This window comes from Arthrobacter saudimassiliensis (genome assembly GCF_059090665.1).
Genome location: NZ_JBNHFX010000002.1, coordinates 578404 through 594569, shown reverse-complemented (window position 1 = coordinate 594569; position 16166 = coordinate 578404). Strand labels below are relative to the sequence as shown.

Below are 16166 nucleotides of genomic sequence, written 5' to 3'. Positions count from 1 at the left end.
ATAGACTGGACGCTAAAGGTTTTTGCTGGCAACGAAAGGGCGGCAGTGGCCGAGAGCGCACGATCGGCGTCAAGCACGCAGAAGGTCAAGGCACCGGAGAAAGACGGTGCGGGTCCTGTTGCGCCCCCGAACGGCGCTTTGGAATCGTCCCGGCCCGGCGGCGGGGTGCCCTCTCCCGCGCCTGCCGGCGGCGGCACGTCCGACAAGGTCGTCGCCGTCCCCGCACCCGTGCCGGCCCCGACTCCTCCTCCTGCGGTCCGGCCCGGCCGGCGCACCGGTACCAGGGCGCGCCTGGCGCGCCTGGCCGGACGCAGCCAGCCCGGCTACTCACCGATGCTGGAGCCGCTGCTGCGCACCGTGCGCGCGAACAATCCGCGCGAGGACCTCGACCTGATCCAGCGGGCCTACCTGGTGGCCGAACGCAGCCACCAGGGCCAGACCCGCAAGAGCGGGGACCCGTACATCACCCACCCGGTGGCCGTGGCGACGATCCTGGCCGAACTGGGCATGAGCGGGACAACGCTCGCCGCAGCCCTGCTCCACGACACCGTGGAGGACACCAGCTACACGCTCGATGAGCTGCGGCGGGACTTCGGCCCCGAGGTCGCCATGCTGGTGGACGGCGTCACCAAGCTGGACAAGGTCACCTTCGGCGACGCGGCGCAGGCCGAAACCGTGCGGAAGATGGTCGTGGCCATGGCGAAGGACATCCGCGTCCTCGTCATCAAGCTGGCCGACCGGCTGCACAACGCCCGCACCTGGCGGTTCGTCTCGCCCCAGTCCTCGGCCCGCAAGGCCCGCGAGACGCTGGAGATCTTTGCTCCGCTGGCCCACCGGCTCGGCATGAACACGATCAAGTGGGAGCTCGAGGACCTGTCCTTCGCGGCGCTGCACCCGAAGGTGTACGAAGAGATTGTCCGCATGGTGGGGGACCGGACGCCCGAACGGGAGAAGTACCTCTCCACCGTCCGCTCCCAGATCGCCGAAGACCTGCACACGGTGAAGATCAAGGCGACCATCACCGGCCGCCCGAAGCACTACTACTCGATCTACCAAAAGATGATCGTGCGCGGCAAGGACTTCGACGACATCCATGACCTGATGGGCGTGCGGGTGCTCGTCGACTCGGTCCGTGACTGCTATGCCACCCTCGGTGCCCTGCACGCGCGCTGGAACCCCCTGCCCGGGCGGTTCAAGGACTACATCGCGATGCCGAAGTTCAACATGTACCAGTCGCTGCACACCACGGTGATCGGTCCGGGCGGCAAGCCGGTGGAAATCCAGATCCGCACCCATGACATGCACCGCCGTGCCGAGTACGGCGTGGCCGCGCACTGGAAGTACAAGGACGGCGCCCGCCGCCAGGGCGGCGCGGACCCGGCCCCGGACAACAACGACATGGGCTGGCTGCGCTCCCTCGTGGACTGGCAGCAGGAAACCTCCGACCCCGACGAGTTCCTCGACTCGCTGCGCTTCGAGATCAACGCGCAGGAAGTCTTCGTCTTCACCCCCAAGGGCGAGGTCATGGCCCTGCCCGCCGGGTCCACGCCGGTGGACTTCGCCTACGCCGTCCACACGGAGGTGGGGCACCGGACCATCGGCGCCCGGGTCAACGGCAAGCTGGTGCCGCTGAACAGCGAACTGCAGCACGGTGACTGGGTGGAGATCTTCACCTCCAAGGCCGAAGGCGCCGGGCCGAGCCAGGACTGGCAGGGGTTCGTCAAGAGCCCGCGGGCCCGGAACAAGATCCGCCAGTGGTTCTCCAAGGAGCGCCGCGAAGAGGCGATCGAAAAGGGCAAGGACCTGCTGACGCGCGGCATGCGCAAGCAGAACCTGCCGCTGCAGCGGCTCATGACGCACGACGCGCTGACCGCCGTCGCGCAGGAGCTGCATCACCAGGACATTTCGGGCCTGTACGCGGCGGTCGGTGACGGCCACACCTCCGCGCAGAACGTGATCGAACACCTGGTCTCGCTCATGGGCGGGCACCAGGGCGCCGAGGAGGACCTGGAGGAGGCGCCGATCTCCTCGCAGGTCCGCCGTCCCAAGTTCTCCGACTCCGGCGTCACGGTGCGCGGCGTCGGCGACGTGTGGGTCAAGCTCGCCCGCTGCTGCACTCCGGTGCCGCCGGATCCCATCGTCGGTTTCGTCACCCGCGGTTCGGGCGTGTCGGTGCACCGCAGTGACTGCCGCAACGTCCACGACCTGCGGGACCAGCCCGACCGCATGGTCGACGTGGAATGGGCACCGACCCAGTCCAGCGTCTTCCTGGTGGAGATCCAGGTCGAGGCACTGGACCGCAAGAGCCTGCTCTCCGACGTCACCCGGGTCCTGGCCGAGAATCACGTGAACATCCTCTCGGCGAGCGTGAACACCTCCAGCGACCGGGTGGCCATGTCCAAGTTCGTTTTCGAAATGGGCGACCCGAAGTACCTGAACCACATCCTCAACGCCGTCCGCCGGATCGACGGCGTCTACGACGTGTACCGCACCACCGGATCCCAGCGACGGCCCTGAGCCTCATCCTCCGGGCGGCATGGCCTGCCGCAGGCTGCGCAGCGCATGCTCCCGCCCGGGAGCGTGCCTGCGGGCCAGCACGACGGCGAGGACGTGCGCCAGCGGGCAGGCCAGGTCCGGATCGGTGCCCAGGAGCGCCAGGGCGGGCACCGCGCGGGCGGCCGGCTCGTGATAGGCCAGGTCCAGCGCCGTCCGCAGCGGCGAGGTGACGCGTGCCGCCCCCAGCGTCACGACGTCGGCCGGGCCGAGCCGCACCTCGTGCAGGACAGCTCCGGGCATCCACGTACTGCGGCGGGACCTGTCGGCCAGGAGGACCGGCCGTCCCGGCGCGTCGGCGCAGCCGTGGACCCAGGCAGCGCTCATCCGCCCCAGGACCGCCCGCGCCCTCACCGCGTCCGAGAGCCGCCACATCGCAGCTGCTGCACGTTCCGCAGGACCGGGCAGGGTGTGTGCCTCCGCGTAGGCGCCCGCGTAGACATACCGCAGGAGCCCGTCCCGGCGCATTCCGGCCAGCTCCACCGCTGTGAAGGGCGCGCCGGGCAGGAACAGCCGGACGCCCGGCGGCGTGCTGCGGGCATCCGGCGCGGGCGGGGGCATACCGCCCAGCGTGCCCACTGCCGCCGGGAAGCGCAAAGCCCCGGCGGCTTCCTGTGGAAACCGCCGGGGCTTAAGCGGCGGACGGCGAAAAGCCGGCCGCCGTCGGCGCGGGTTAGGAGAAGTCCTGCGCGGACTTCTGCAGCATGTCCAGCCACTGGCGGCGGGCGTCCAGCGCTTCGCGCGCCGCGGCAATCCGCCGTGCGTCACCGTTGCTCTCGGCCGCTGCCAGGTCCTCCTCGAGGGAGGCGATCACGGCCTCGAGCTGGCTCAGCGCGCTGTTGGTCCGGGCCTTGGTCTCAGGGTTGGAACGCTGCCAGTGCTCGTCCTCGGCGGCCTTCACGGCCTCCTCGACGCGGCGCAGCCCGGATTCCATCCGGCCCATGTCGGCACGGGGCACCTTGCCAGCGGCCTCCCAGCGGTCCTGGATCTCGGTCAGGGCACGCCGTGCCGCCCGGTGGTCCTTCACCGGCAGCAGGGCCTGGGCCTCCTTGAGGATCTCCTCCTTGACCAGCAGGTTCGCGGCGAACTGCTCATCAATGACCTCGTTGGCGGCCTGGCGGGCCGCGAAGAACCGGTCCTGCGCAGCCCGGAAACGGGCCCACAGTGCGTCGTCGTCCTTGCGGCTGGCCCGCTTGGAGGCCTTCCACTCGTCCATCAGGCGCCGGTACTCGGCGGCCGTGGCACCCCAGTCGGTGGAGTCGGCAAGCTCCTCGGCCCGGGCAATCAGGGCCTCCTTGGCCTTCTTGGCCGCAGCGTTCTCGTTGTCCAGCTGGGAGAAGTAGGCGCGGCGGTGGCGGTCGAAGACGGTCCGGGCGGAGCGGAACCGCTTCCAGAGGGCGTCCTCGGTGCTGCGGCCCAACCGCGGGCCGTTCTTCTGCGAGGTCTTCCAGGCGTCGAAGAGCTCGTTCATGCGGTTGCTGCTGGTCTTCCACTGCACGGTGGCGGGATCCTTGGCGGCAATTTCCTCCGCCTCGGCGACGATCGCCTCGCGGGCGGCGAGCTCGCGGGCCTTCGCTGCGTCCTGCTCGGCACGCTCGGCGGCCTCGGCCTCGGCAATGCTTGCCGACAGGGCCTCGATGCGCGCGTCCAGGGCGGCGACGTCGCCCACGAACTTCCGCTCGGCAACCTGCTCGGCGAGGTGCTTGAGGGTCTTGCCCATATCCGCGGCGGGCGCCTTGGCGGCCAGGCGCTGTTCCAGCAGCGCTGCCTGCGCGACCAGGTCGTCGTACTTGCGCACGAAGTAGGCCAGCGCCTCCTCCCGGGTGGCGTCAGGGTACTGGCCGACCGGGTGTTCGGCGCCGTCGACCAGGAGGAAGACGTGGCCGTCCTCTTCGACGCGGGCGAAGGCGGCAGCCTCCTCCAGCGTGGTCTGGTGCAGGGCAGGCGCAGCCACCACGGGCTGCGGCGCCGCAGCTGCGGCCGGGGCCGGAGCGGGATGGCGCGCAGCGAAGGCGGCGGGGCTGGGCGTGCCGGGCCGGGGTGCGGCCGGCCGGCCCGTCGTGTCGTCGGATTTCTGACTGTCTGTCACCGCAAAAAGTCTTTCGCTCGGGATAATCGGAAGCGCCCGGTTGCCCGGCCGTTTTCCGTTTAGTTCAGGGTAAACGAATCTATCGCCACCGCTGTCTTGGGCCGACCGTCCTGCAGGTCCGCCTCAATGCCGCCGGCGGCCACTGATTCCAGGACGTCCAGCCCTGACGTTACCTTACCCATTATCGTGTAGCCGCCGCCGTCCTGGGTGATGCGCGAATCCTTATATGTAATGAAGAACTGGGTGCCGTGGCTGTCCGGCGTCCCGCCCCGGGCCACCGCGATGGTGCCGGCCGGATACACGCCGTCGGCCGGGGCATTCTCGATCGGGCCCCACTGGAAATCCGGGTCGCCGCTGCCTTCTCCGTCTTCGGAGCCGCACTGCAGCACACCCATGTCCGGGGTGGCCGTCAGCCGGTGGCAGCTGCGCCCGGCCAGAGTGCCGTCGTCGGCGAGCTGCTTGAACACCGCGACGGCCTGCGGAGCGGCGCTGCCGTCCAGCTCGACGCCCAGCTCACCCACGTTCAGGTCCAGGGTGCCGGTGAAGACCCTGCCCCGGGCGGTGTCCGGGTCCGGAACGCCGGCGGCGGTCCGGGCATCGCGTTCCTGCTGGTCACGGATCAGCGCCATGTCGTCGGGCGCGGGGTCGTTGGAGAACCAGAAAGCCTGCAGGGCGACGGCGAGCACCAGGGCCAGAAGCCCCGCCAGGCCAGCGAACAGGTTGTCCCGCCGACGGCGGCGGACCTGCGCCGCCGCCAGGGCACGGCGGGCCTCCATGCGGGCGATCCGGCGTCGGGTTTCGCGGTCAACGCGTTTGGTGGGCACGCTCTCCTCCTGGTCTGCCGGGCCGCCCGGGCAGGGCGGCGGGGACGACGGCGCCTTCCGCGGCACGGGGAGCCGCCGTAGGGCTAAAATGAGTGCCGCACACAGTGTAAGCACCGTCTGCAGCACCCACCCTCCACGGAAACGGCCCCGGCCTGCCCGCGGAGGCCTCACCGATTTTCCCAAGGAGCTTCCCCGCATGGCACGCAAGGCCTCTCTGTCCGGTTTCCCTGAATGGCTGCCGCAGGAGCGCCTGGTGGAGCTGCATGTGCTCGACGTGCTGCGCCGCACCTTTGAACTGCACGGCTTCACCAACATCGAGACCCGGGCCGTGGAGACGGTGGGCCAGCTGCTGCGCAAGGGCGAGATCGACAAGGAGGTCTACGCCCTGAGCCGGCTGCAGGCCGAGGAGGGCGGGACCGGCGGCCGCCAGGACCCGAACCAGCTGGCGCTGCACTTCGACCTGACCGTGCCCTTCGCCCGGTACGTGGTGGAAAACGCCGGGCACCTGTCCTTCCCGTTCCGCCGCTACCAGATCCAGAAGGTCTGGCGCGGAGAGCGTCCCCAGGAGGGCCGTGCGCGGGAGTTCACCCAGGCCGACATCGATGTGGTGGGCGACGGCGAGCTGCCGTTCCGGTACGACGTGGAGCTGGCGCTCGTCATTGCCGAGGCGCTGGGTGCGCTGCCGATTCCTGAGTTTCGGATCCGGGTGAACAACCGCAAGCTGGCGGAGGGCTTCTACCGCGGCATCGGCCTCACCGACACCGCCGGGGTGCTGCGCAGCATCGACAAGCTGGAGAAGATCGGCCCCGAGCGGGTGGCTGAGCTGCTCCGCGACGAGCTCGGCGCCACCGATGAGCAGGCGCAGGCTGCCCTGGCGCTGGCCTCCATCCGTACGGAAGACACCTCCTTCGTGGAGCAGGTGCGTGCCCTGGGCGTCCAGGACGATCTGCTGGAGGAAGGCCTGGCCGAGCTGGCCGAGGTCATCGCCGAAGCCGGCCGCCGCGCCCCCGGCCGGGTCCTGGCGGACCTGAGCATCGCCCGCGGCCTGGACTACTACACCGGCACCGTCTACGAGACCGTGCTGGTGGGCCACGAGCAGCTCGGCTCCATCTGCTCCGGCGGCCGCTACGATGCGCTGGCCGCGAAGGGCAGCCGGACCTTCCCCGGCGTCGGGCTGTCCATCGGCGTCACCCGCCTGGTCTCGCGGATCCTCAGCCAGGGCTTCGCCGAGGCCAGCCGCAGCGTGCCGACGGCCGTGCTGGTCACCCTGACCGACGACGGGTCATGGTCGGCGGCGCAGGACGTCGCAGCGCAGCTGCGGGCACGGGGGATCAGCGTGGAGGTCGCCGCCAAGGCCGAGAAGTTCGGCAAGCAGATCAAGTACGCCGACCGCCGCGGGATCCCCTTCGTCTGGTTCACGTCCGAAGACGGCACGCACGAGGTCAAGGACATCCGCTCCGGAGACCAGGTTCCCGCCGATCCCGCCGCCTGGATGCCGCCCGCGGAGGACCTGGCGCCGCAGGTGCGCGCAGCCGCCGCCACGCCGGCACCGTAGCCGCTGAGCCGGCGCCGGCGGGGCTGGGGTCAGGCACCCCGGTAGAGCAGGGCCGCCTGCACCCGTGACGCGACGCCCAGCTTGGCCAGGACGCGGGAGACGTGCGTCTTGACGGTCGTCTCCGCGATCCCGAGCCGGGCGGAAATGTCCTGGTTGGACAGCCCGTCGGCCAGGCAGTCCAGAACGGCCTGCTCACGGGCGGTCAGTGTATCCACGGGCGCGGCCGGGCCGGTGCCGGCTGCACGGCCTGCACTACCCGCGCCGCCCGCGCCGGCGGCACCGGCCGCTGGTCCTCCGCCCAGCGCTGCGGCGATCAGCGTTCCGGTGACCTCGGGGGAGAGGACGCTGTCGCCGTCGGCCACCCGGCGGACGGCGCGGACCAGCTCCGCCGGTTCCGCGGTCTTGAGCAGGAAACCGGCCGCGCCGGCCCGCAGCGCCCGGAAGACGTAGTCGTCGATGTCGAACGTGGTGAGCACCAGCACCGCCGCATGTCCTGCCGCGATGATGGCTTCCGTGGCGTCGATGCCGTCCATGCCGGGCATCTGCACGTCCATCAGCACCAGATCCGGCCGCAGGGCGCGCGCCATTGACACTGCAGTGGCGCCGTCGGCCGCTTCGCCGACCACTTCGAGGCCGTCGGCGGCGTCGAGGATCATGCGCAGCCCGCCGCGCACCGCGAAGTGGTCGTCGGCCAGCAGTATCCGTACGCTCATTGGGGTCCTTCCGTGAGGGGGAGGCGCGCCGCGACGCGCCAGAGGCCGTCCTCGGCACCCGCCGTCAGGGTGCCGCCGAGCCGGACGGCCCGCAGCTTCATGTTCCGGATTCCGGAGCCGGCATTGATGCCGACGGCGGCGGCATCCGCACCGGCAGCGTCCGCACCGGCAGCGTCCGCACCGCCCGGGGCGGCACCGTTTGCCGGCTCCGGCGTCAGGCTGTTGGCCACCTCGAGGAGCAGCGCGCCGCCGTCGTCGGTGCCAAGGCGGACCAGCACCTCCCGGCCGGGAGCGTGCCGGATGCAGTTGGTGAGGGCCTCCTGCACGATCCGGAAGACCCCGGAGCGGAGGGCGGCGGGCGCTTCGTCAGGCAGGAGCTCTCCGCCGGTGATCCGCACCGGGGTGCCCGCAGCGGCGGCGGAGCCGGCGAGGTCTGCGAGGTCGGCCTGCCCGGAGACGGGCAGCCCGCGGCCGTCGCGGGACTCGAGCACATCGATCATGCTGCGCATCTGCTCGAGGGCGCGCAGGCTTTCGGCGCGGACCTGGCTGAGCACCCGGGAGGTCAGCGCGGGATCCGCGGCCGCCGCAGCGGCTCCGCTCTGCAGCGCGATCGCCGACAGGTGCCCCGCAATCGAATCATGCAGCTCCCGCGCCATCCGGGCCCGCTCCTCGGTGACGGCCAGCTCCAGCTGGAGGGCGGCCACCTCGCGGGCGTGGAGCGCGTCCCGGCGCTCGGCTTCGGCCCGGGCTCGGGCATCCTCGGTGCGGTCCCGCTGGGCCCGGAGGTCCCCGGCCCACCAGACCGGCATCAGGAAGACCACCAGCGCCTGGACCGTCGCCAGCACGGTCGTTTCCACGTCGCGGTAGGTCGCGGTGACGACCACCACCATGACGGCTGCGAGGGCCTGTGCCACGCGGGCCACCACCCGGCTCAGCCGCGGGCGGCCGTACAGGATGCCGGAGTAGATGGCCTCGAAGGTGAGCAGGAAACCGGCCACGCCCGCGTCGGCCAGCAGGCACAGCACCGCCGCCGGGGCGGTCAGCGCGAGCATGAGCGGGACGTTGGCGCTGCGGAAGAGCAGCCCCGCGCAGCCGAGGAGCAGATAGGCGAACCAGTCCCAGGGTGGACCGGGCAGCCCGGAACCGGGCAGGAAGGTCGCGACGTTGGCCTGCATCAGCATCAGCACCGACCCGGCGGCGAAATAGCCGACGGCGGCAACCACGCCGCCGGGCCAGATCCGGGGAGCGGGGCTGCCGGCGGTGGGCTCGGAACTGACGGAGGGCATGCCTTCACCCTAGCCAGACCCGGCACCCGGCACGTCCCCCGAACGGAGGACATGCCGAAGCCGGGCCCGGAGGACGCGGGCCGGCCGGCGCCGGTGGCCGGAGGATGGGCCGGAGCGGCGGCCCGGAGGCGCCGGCGGTACCGCTTAGTCAGGCGGCGGGAGCAGGCCCGGGGCGTCCTGCCCGCGCCGGAAGCTCAGCCGCACCACCAGCCCGAACAGCAGCACGATCCCCATCCACGCGATCACCAGCGGCGGCAGCGCCAGGGCCAGCAGCAGCGCCCCGGCCAGGCCGAGGAAGTTGAGCAGCCGCGGGGCGAACCACGGGCGGGTCCGCAGGGCGAAGGCACCCATCGCCGTCACCGCCGCATACAGGAGCAGTCCGAAGGACGCGGCTGCGAGGAGGGTGGTCAGCTCCGTGCTCAAACACAGCAGCACGACGACGGCGCCGGCCGCCGCCTCCGCCGCCCACGGCTGGGCCTGGACCCGGGCTGCCAGCGCCGACCCGGGCAGGGCCCGCCGGTTGCCTGCCGGATGCCCGGAGCCGGGGACGCTGCCGGATTCCGAACCGGCGCTGCGGAACAGCCGCGGCAGGTCGCCGTCGTCCGCCATCGACGCCGCAGTGCGTCCGATGGCCCCGATCAGTGCCCACGCGCCGCCCAGCCCGGCGACCGCGGCGGCGGCGGTGACCGCTCCCGTGCCGACCGTGCTCTGCACCGACTGGACCGGGACCAGCAGAGGGGCCTCGGCGACCGCGAGGGCGGACGGGCCGAAGAAGGCCAGCAGCGACTCGCCCACCGCCAGGTACAGGGCGAGGACGACGGCGACGGCGGCCGGCAGCGCCCGCGGAATGTTGACGCCGCTGCGCCTCACCTGCGGCCCCATGGACGCCAGCCGCGAGTAGCCTGCGAACGCAAAGAACACCACCCCCGCGGCCTGCAGCACCCCGGCGGCGGTGGGTTCCTCGGGTGCCGGCAGTCCCGCCGTCGGCCGCTCCGGGACGCTGAACGCGGCGATGGCCGCGAACCCGGCCACCGCAATCACGAAGGCCACGATGAACCTCGACGCCCAGGTGCCGCGGACGGCACCGAGGATGTTGGCCACGGTGAGGGCCGCAACGGCCGCCGCGGCGGCGATTCCGGCACGGTCACCGAAGACGTAGGTGCCGAAGGTCAGCGCCGCGGTTCCCGCGGCCGCGAGCAGCGCGCAGATCAGCAGCCAGCCGGTGAGGAAGCCGGCGTAGGGTCCCAGCAGCATGCGTGCCGCGGTGCGCGCGGCTCCGCCGTCGCGCAGCCAGCCGCGGTCCGTGCCGGGCAGCCGGTCATCGACCGCGCCGGCGAGCTGGTAGGTGGACACCGCACAGCAGTAGGCCACCAGGGCCGCGATGAGGCAGGGCGCCAGCAGCAGGCCGCCCGAGGCGGCGACGGCCGGCGGGAACACGACGAACAGCCCGGTCCCGATCATGGATCCCAGCCCGGCCATGGTGGCATCGAAGCCGCCGAGGGGACGCACGGGCTTGCTGCTGGGCATGGACCTCCTGCCGGGCCGCAGGCGGCGGCGGGGAAACGGAGCGAACACCGGTAAACTCTTGTGGAGATCTCTATTCACCTTGAGCGGGAACCGTGTTTTCCGCAAGCAATCTTTGAGAGGACTGCTTTGCTGCGCACACATGCGCTTGGCACCCTGAGGGCCGAGCATATTGGTCAGACCGTCACCCTTGCAGGCTGGGTGGCCCGGCGCAGGGACCACGGCGGCGTCGCCTTCCTCGACCTGCGTGATGCCTCCGGCGTGGCGCAGGTGGTGGTGCGGGAGGAGGAGGTCTTCCACGGGCTGCGCAACGAATACGTCCTGCAGATCACCGGCAAGGTGGAAAAGCGGCCCGAGGGCAACGAGAACCCGGCGCTGGCCACCGGCGAGGTGGAGGTCATCGCCGACGAGGTGGTCATCCTCAACACCTCCGATCCGCTGCCCTTCCAGATCGACGAGCATGTGGAGGTCGGCGAGGAAGCCCGCCTGAAGCACCGCTACCTCGACCTGCGCCGCCCGGCCCCGGCCGCCGCGCTGCGCCTGCGCTCCGAAGCGAACCGGGTGGCCCGCGAGCTGCTGCACGATGAGGGCTTCGTCGAGATCGAAACCCCCACCCTGACCCGCTCGACGCCTGAAGGCGCCCGCGACTTCGTCGTTCCGGCCCGCCTGGCCCCGGGCTCCTGGTACGCCCTGCCGCAGTCCCCGCAGCTGTTCAAGCAGCTGCTGCAGGTCGGCGGGTTCGAGAAGTACTACCAGATCGCCCGCTGCTACCGCGACGAGGACTTCCGCGCCGACCGGCAGCCGGAATTCACCCAGCTGGACATCGAGGCCAGCTTCGTCGAGGAAAACGACATCATCGCCCTGGGCGAGCAGATCGTGAAGTCGCTGTGGAAGCTGATCGGCGTCGAGATCGAAACCCCGATCCGCCGCATGACCTACGCCGAGGCCATGGCGAAGTACGGCTCCGACAAGCCCGACCTGCGGTTCGGTCTGGAACTGACCGAACTCACCGAGTTCTTCAAGGACACCACCTTCCGCGTCTTCCAGGCCCCGTACGTCGGCGCCGTCGTGATGCCCGGCGGCGCCTCGCAGGCCCGCCGCACCCTCGACGCCTGGCAGGAATGGGCGAAGCAGCGCGGCGCCAAGGGCCTGGCCTACGTGCTGGTCCAGGAGGACGGCAGCCTGACCGGCCCGGTGGCCAAGAACCTCACCGACTTCGAGCGCGAGAACCTGGCCGGCACCGTCGGTGCCAAGCCCGGCGACTGCATCTTCTTCGCCGCCGGTGACCAGTCCTCGGCCCGGGCGCTGCTCGGAGCCGCCCGCGTGGAGATCGGCCACCGCACCGGACTCATCAATCCCGGCGACTGGGCCTTCGTGTGGGTTGTCGACGCGCCCATGTTCGAGCCCGCGGCAGCGGCCGTGGCAGCCGGTGACGTCGCCGCAGGAGCGGGCGAGTGGACGGCCGTGCACCACGCGTTCACCTCGCCGAAGCCCGAGTTCCTCGACACGTTCGACACCGACCCCGGTTCCGCGCTGGCCTACGCCTACGACATCGTCTGCAACGGCAACGAAATCGGCGGCGGGTCCATCCGTATCCACCGCCGTGACGTGCAGGAGCGCGTGTTCAAGGTGATGGGCATCTCCGAGGAAACCGCGCAGGAGCAGTTCGGGTTCCTCCTGGAGGGCTTCAAGTACGGCGCCCCGCCGCACGGCGGCATCGCCTTCGGCTGGGACCGGGTGGTGGCCCTGCTGGCCGGCGCGGAGTCCATCCGCGACGTCATCGCGTTCCCGAAGTCCGGCGGCGGCTACGACCCGCTGACCAACGCTCCGGCTCCGATCAGCGCGCAGCAGCGCAAGGAAGCCGGCGTCGACTTCAAGCCGGAGAAGAAGCAGGACAAGCCTGCCGACGCTCCCGCTTCCCCGTCCGGCCGGTAACGAAGCCGGGCCTCTACCCAGGTCCGGTCTGCGACGAAGCCCGGCTGCCGTGTTGGCAGCCGGGCTTCGTGCGCTCCCGCCCCGAGGCGGCCCGGCCCGCAGGCGGGGTCAGGCGAACGCCGGCACGCTCAGGTTCCGGAACGCGGACCCGTGGAAGACCAGCGGTTCGTGCCGTTCCTCGTGCGTGGAGTAGCCGTGTACCCGCAGCAGCACCACGGCGTGGTCTCCGGCCGGGACCTCATTCTCCACCGAGCATTCAAGCCAGAGCGCAGCCTCGTCGAGGAACAGTGCGCCGGTGTCCGCCTGGTGCAGGCTGAGGCCGGCGAAACGGTCCCCGTCGCGGGAGGCGATCTGGCGGCAGACGCCGTCGTGCCCGGTGCCGAGGACCGAGACGCCGATCCGCCCGGCCCGCTTCAGGACCGGCCAGGTGCGGGAGGAGTTCTGCACGGCGAACATCACCAGCGGCGGATCGAGGGAGACCCCGACGGTGAAGGACGACGCAACGATGCCCTGCGGGCCGCCGTCGACCTCTGCGCAGAGAGCGGCGATGCCGGAGGGGAAGCGCCCGAAGGCACGGCGCAGGGCGGTCGGCTGGAGATCGGTAACAAGTGTCATGGGACGTCCTCTGCCTGAGGCGTCCTCCGCGCTGCTGCATGCGAAGGGACGCTGTACTTGCCGCAGCGGGAAATCCACCGGAGCGGCCGAATCGTCACCTGGAGCACCCCGCTACGGCGAGAGGGTTGCCGTCCAGCCGGCCAGGGCCTCTGGCTGGAACTCTTGATTCTGGCTCCCAATCTAGGGCCGGCACGGTCGAGGGGCAAACGGCCCGGCCGACGGCGGGCCCGGGCCGCAACAGTTTGTAACGCCGCCTGAACGCAGGGCGCGCGCCGTCGGCGCAGCCGCCCGGCAGCCCGGTAGTAGGGTGTGGGCATGAGAGAGCGCTGGTTCAAGCAGGTGGACGTGTTCGGCAGCAGCCCGTATCTGGGCAACCCCGTGGCCGTGGTGCTGGAGGGCCAGGACATCTCCGACCAGGCCATGCAGCAGTTCGCCCGCTGGACCAATCTCTCGGAGACCACGTTCCTGATGCCGCCGACCATCGCCGGCGCCGACTACCGCGTCCGGATCTTCACGCCGAACGGGGAGATCCCGTTCGCCGGGCATCCCACGCTGGGCAGCTGCCACGCCTGGCTGGAGGCGGGCAACCGGCCCCGCACTCCCGGCACGGTGCTCCAGGAGTGCGAAATCGGCATCGTCACCCTGCACGCCAACGCGGGCCTCGCCGCCTTCGAAGCCCCCCGGCTGCGGCGCAGCGGCCCGCTCGACGACCCCACCCTCACCCAGGCGGTGACGGCCCTGGGCCTGCGCATCGACCAGGTCCGCGGCCATGCCTGGGTGGACAACGGGCCCGGCTGGCTCGGCCTGCTGCTGGCCGACGCCGAGACGGTCCTCTCGCTCAAGCCCGACAACGCCGCCCTCGGCAGCCTGCGGGTGGGCGTCATCGGCCCCTACGAGGACACCTCGGAGGCCGATTTCGAGGTCCGCGCCTTCGTGCCGGCCCTCGGCATCGCCGAAGACCCCGTCACGGGCAGCCTCAACGCCGGCCTGGCCGTCTGGCTGATCGGCGCGGGCCTGGCGCCCGACCGCTACGTGGTGAGCCAGGGCACCGCCGTCGGGCGGAAGGGCCGGGTGCGGATCTTCCAGCGCGACGGCGGCATCTGGGTCGGCGGCGAGTCCGTCACCTGCGTCGACGGCTCCGTCCGCCTCTGACCGACCGATGACCCGAGGAGCCCGCTGTGTTCAGCCTCTATGACCTGCCGCGGCGGATCATCGCCGCCCCCATGGCCGGCGGCCCGTCCACGCCCGAACTCGCAGCCGCCGTGTCCGACGCCGGCGGCCTGGGTTTCCTGGCCGGAGGCTACCTGGCCGCCGATGTGCTGGAAGGCCGGATCGCACGCCTGCAGGACCTGACGCGGCGCCCGTTCGGAGTGAACCTTTTCGTCCCGGACGCGGCCAACACGCAGGAGACGGCGTCCACCTCCGGCACCGGCCCGGACGCGTACGAGGCGGCCGCACAGTACCGCGGCCAGCTGCTCGACGAGCAGGCCACGGGTGCCCTGCCGCCCACGCGGCAGCCGCTGCCGCTGCCTGACGCCGCCGACGACGACGGCTGGGAGGCGAAGCTGGGCCTGGTCCTGGAGATGTCGGTACCGGTGGTGTCCTTCACCTTCGGGGCGCCCACCGCCGAGGTGGTGGGGCAGCTGCACGAGGCGGGAACCGCCGTCGTCATCACCGTCACCGACCCCGAGGAGGCGGAAGCCGCCGTCGGATCCGGGGCGCGGATCCTCTGCGTCCAGGGCCCCGACGCCGGCGGCCACCGCGGCACGCTGCGCACCGCCGCCGAGCCGGGCACCGATGCGCTTCCGGACCTGCTCGAGGGTGTGCGCACCGTCCTCGGGGACGTCCTGCCCGGACCGCGCGAAACAGTGGAGCTGATCGCCGCGGGCGGGATCAGCGGGCCGGGGCAGGTGGCGGAGCTGCTGACGGCCGGGGCGGACGCCGTCCAGGTGGGCACGGCCCTGCTGCTGGCGCCTGAAGCCGGAACGCACCCGCTGCACCGCCAGGCCCTGGCGGGGGAGCGGTTCGCCGATACGTCGCTGACCCGGGCCTTCTCCGGCCGGTGGGCACGCGGCCTGACCAATGACTTCATGCGCCGGCACCGTGACGCGCCGGCCGCCTACCCGCTGGTCAACCAGATCACCCGGCCGCTGCGGGCGGAAGCCGCCGAGCGGGGAGACGCCGACCTGATGAGCCTGTGGGCCGGGCGGGGCTTCCGTGAGGCCCGCCCGCTGCCGGCTGCCGGGATTGTCGAGGAGCTCTGGGCCGGAGTGCGCTGAGCGTCAGTCCGGCAGATGGATGGTGACGGCTACGGAACACGCGTCGGATGCAGCTCTGCGTAGCGACGCGAGGTTCGGGTCCTGCACATCGACCGGGCGCAGCAGCGGCAGCCGGCTCCATGGCTGCAGGGCCCTCGCCTCCCGCAGCTGGCTGATCAGCAGCCGGTCACCGCCGGCGGCCAGATACTGGGGCGCGGCGTCCCCGGCCGATGCTGCGGCAAAGAGCACAGCGGCCGCTGATGCCGCCGCCTCCACCAGTGCATCGGCCTGTTTGGCGCGTCGTCGGGCGTAGCGCTGCTGGGAGCCGCCGCCTGCGGCGGTCCGGCCCTGCACATACCGGCTGCCCGTCTTGGAACGCAGCAGCCGTCCCTCCCTGGCCACGCCCACGGCCCAGCCGCCGCGGCGCACCAGCACCAGCCCGACGGTGCGCGACTGGCCGGCCAGCGCAGCGAGGCGCCCGACGTCGTCCGCACCGCGTCCGGGACGTCCGTCCTCGGGCCAGGGCGCAGCCAGCACGGCCCGGGCACCGTTCGCCGCTGCCGCCTCCAGTCCCTCATCGGTGGCCGTGACCGTCAGCGGCCCTTGGGCGGCGGCGAAACGGTCGAGCCAGCCGGCCAGCCGGGGGCCGGGCACGCTCGTCCGACGGGTTACGGTCATGATCAGGTCCTTGCGGTGCTGGGAGGGTCGGGGCCGGTGCTGGGAGGGTCGGGGCCGGTGCTGGGTGGATCGGTGGCGGTACGGGGTGGATCGCTGGCGGTGCGGATGCTCTGTCGAGTCTGCCAGACCCCGCCGG

The 16166-nt window shown here is 71.7% G+C and carries 13 protein-coding genes and 1 riboswitch; of the genes, 5 read left to right on the top strand and 8 right to left on the bottom strand.

What is annotated here, in order from left to right; genetic code table 11:
• Positions 1-333: 333 nt before the first annotated feature.
• Complete coding sequence (locus AC5RV6_RS09900; RefSeq protein ID WP_494007396.1) at positions 334-2517, top strand: RelA/SpoT family protein; 2184 nt, start codon at positions 334-336, stop codon at positions 2515-2517.
• 3 nt (positions 2518-2520) lie between these two features.
• Here the strand turns inward: AC5RV6_RS09900 and AC5RV6_RS09895 are convergent, their stop codons facing one another.
• The 3 genes from AC5RV6_RS09895 to AC5RV6_RS09885 form a co-directional block, all read right to left on the bottom strand.
• Positions 2521-3114, bottom strand: coding sequence for a hypothetical protein (locus tag AC5RV6_RS09895; protein ID WP_494007133.1), 594 nt, complete (start codon positions 3112-3114; stop codon positions 2521-2523).
• Positions 3115-3226: 112 nt separating this feature from the next.
• Positions 3227-4666 carry a DUF349 domain-containing protein gene (locus tag AC5RV6_RS09890; protein ID WP_494007395.1) on the bottom strand — a complete coding sequence of 480 codons (1440 nt, stop codon included), beginning with the start codon at positions 4664-4666 and terminating at the stop codon, positions 3227-3229.
• A gap of 35 nt (positions 4667-4701) precedes the next feature.
• A complete protein-coding gene (locus tag AC5RV6_RS09885; protein WP_494007132.1) occupies positions 4702-5466 on the bottom strand; it encodes a peptidylprolyl isomerase in 765 nt (254 codons plus the stop codon).
• A 196-nt stretch (positions 5467-5662) separates the two neighbouring features.
• Between AC5RV6_RS09885 and hisS the strand changes: the two genes are divergently transcribed.
• Positions 5663-7021, top strand: a complete 1359-nt coding sequence (gene hisS, locus AC5RV6_RS09880; protein ID WP_494007131.1) for a histidine--tRNA ligase — start codon at positions 5663-5665, stop codon at positions 7019-7021.
• Between the two features lie 29 nt (positions 7022-7050).
• On the opposite strand, the gene AC5RV6_RS09875 is transcribed toward hisS, so the two are convergent.
• The 3 genes from AC5RV6_RS09875 to AC5RV6_RS09865 form a co-directional block, all read right to left on the bottom strand.
• Entirely contained in the window at positions 7051-7734 is a 684-nt protein-coding gene (locus tag AC5RV6_RS09875) for a response regulator (protein ID WP_494007130.1), read from the bottom strand.
• Entirely contained in the window at positions 7731-9020 is a 1290-nt protein-coding gene (locus AC5RV6_RS09870) for a sensor histidine kinase (RefSeq protein ID WP_494007129.1), read from the bottom strand. The genes AC5RV6_RS09875 and AC5RV6_RS09870 overlap by 4 nt, the downstream gene beginning before the upstream one ends.
• 144 nt (positions 9021-9164) lie before the next feature.
• A complete protein-coding gene (locus AC5RV6_RS09865; RefSeq protein ID WP_494007128.1) occupies positions 9165-10547 on the bottom strand; it encodes an APC family permease in 1383 nt (460 codons plus the stop codon).
• A gap of 126 nt (positions 10548-10673) precedes the next feature.
• Between AC5RV6_RS09865 and aspS the strand changes: the two genes are divergently transcribed.
• Entirely contained in the window at positions 10674-12479 is a 1806-nt protein-coding gene (aspS, locus tag AC5RV6_RS09860) for an aspartate--tRNA ligase (protein WP_494007127.1), read from the top strand.
• A 108-nt stretch (positions 12480-12587) separates the two neighbouring features.
• Here aspS and AC5RV6_RS09855 read toward each other — a convergent pair whose 3' ends face one another.
• Positions 12588-13094, bottom strand: coding sequence for a flavin reductase family protein (locus AC5RV6_RS09855; RefSeq protein WP_494007126.1), 507 nt, complete (start codon positions 13092-13094; stop codon positions 12588-12590).
• A 48-nt stretch (positions 13095-13142) separates the two neighbouring features.
• Positions 13143-13262: riboswitch (SAM riboswitch) on the bottom strand.
• 147 nt (positions 13263-13409) lie between these two features.
• Here AC5RV6_RS09855 and AC5RV6_RS09850 point away from each other — a divergent pair.
• Entirely contained in the window at positions 13410-14246 is an 837-nt protein-coding gene (locus AC5RV6_RS09850; protein WP_494007125.1) for a PhzF family phenazine biosynthesis protein, read from the top strand.
• Positions 14247-14272: 26 nt separating this feature from the next.
• Positions 14273-15373 (top strand): nitronate monooxygenase, encoded by a 1101-nt coding sequence (locus AC5RV6_RS09845; RefSeq protein WP_494007124.1) that lies wholly within the window; start codon positions 14273-14275, stop codon positions 15371-15373.
• 3 nt (positions 15374-15376) lie between these two features.
• Here the strand turns inward: AC5RV6_RS09845 and AC5RV6_RS09840 are convergent, their stop codons facing one another.
• A complete protein-coding gene (locus tag AC5RV6_RS09840) occupies positions 15377-16030 on the bottom strand; it encodes an acVLRF1 family peptidyl-tRNA hydrolase (RefSeq protein ID WP_494007123.1) in 654 nt (217 codons plus the stop codon).
• Positions 16031-16166 lie beyond the last annotated feature (136 nt).

Excerpts from the sequence above, each read along its gene's own strand:
- AC5RV6_RS09900 (WP_494007396.1), top strand. The coding sequence starts at position 334 with ATGCTGGAGCCGCTGCTGCGCACCGTGCGCGCGAACAATCCGCGCGAG.
- AC5RV6_RS09895 (WP_494007133.1), bottom strand. The coding sequence starts at position 3,114 with ATGCCCCCGCCCGCGCCGGATGCCCGCAGCACGCCGCCGGGCGTCCGG.
- hisS (WP_494007131.1), top strand. The coding sequence starts at position 5,663 with ATGGCACGCAAGGCCTCTCTGTCCGGTTTCCCTGAATGGCTGCCGCAG.
- AC5RV6_RS09875 (WP_494007130.1), bottom strand. The coding sequence starts at position 7,734 with ATGAGCGTACGGATACTGCTGGCCGACGACCACTTCGCGGTGCGCGGC.
- AC5RV6_RS09870 (WP_494007129.1), bottom strand. The coding sequence starts at position 9,020 with ATGCCCTCCGTCAGTTCCGAGCCCACCGCCGGCAGCCCCGCTCCCCGG.
- AC5RV6_RS09865 (WP_494007128.1), bottom strand. The coding sequence starts at position 10,547 with ATGCCCAGCAGCAAGCCCGTGCGTCCCCTCGGCGGCTTCGATGCCACC.
- AC5RV6_RS09855 (WP_494007126.1), bottom strand. The coding sequence starts at position 13,094 with ATGACACTTGTTACCGATCTCCAGCCGACCGCCCTGCGCCGTGCCTTC.
- AC5RV6_RS09850 (WP_494007125.1), top strand. The coding sequence starts at position 13,410 with ATGAGAGAGCGCTGGTTCAAGCAGGTGGACGTGTTCGGCAGCAGCCCG.
- AC5RV6_RS09840 (WP_494007123.1), bottom strand. The coding sequence starts at position 16,030 with ATGACCGTAACCCGTCGGACGAGCGTGCCCGGCCCCCGGCTGGCCGGC.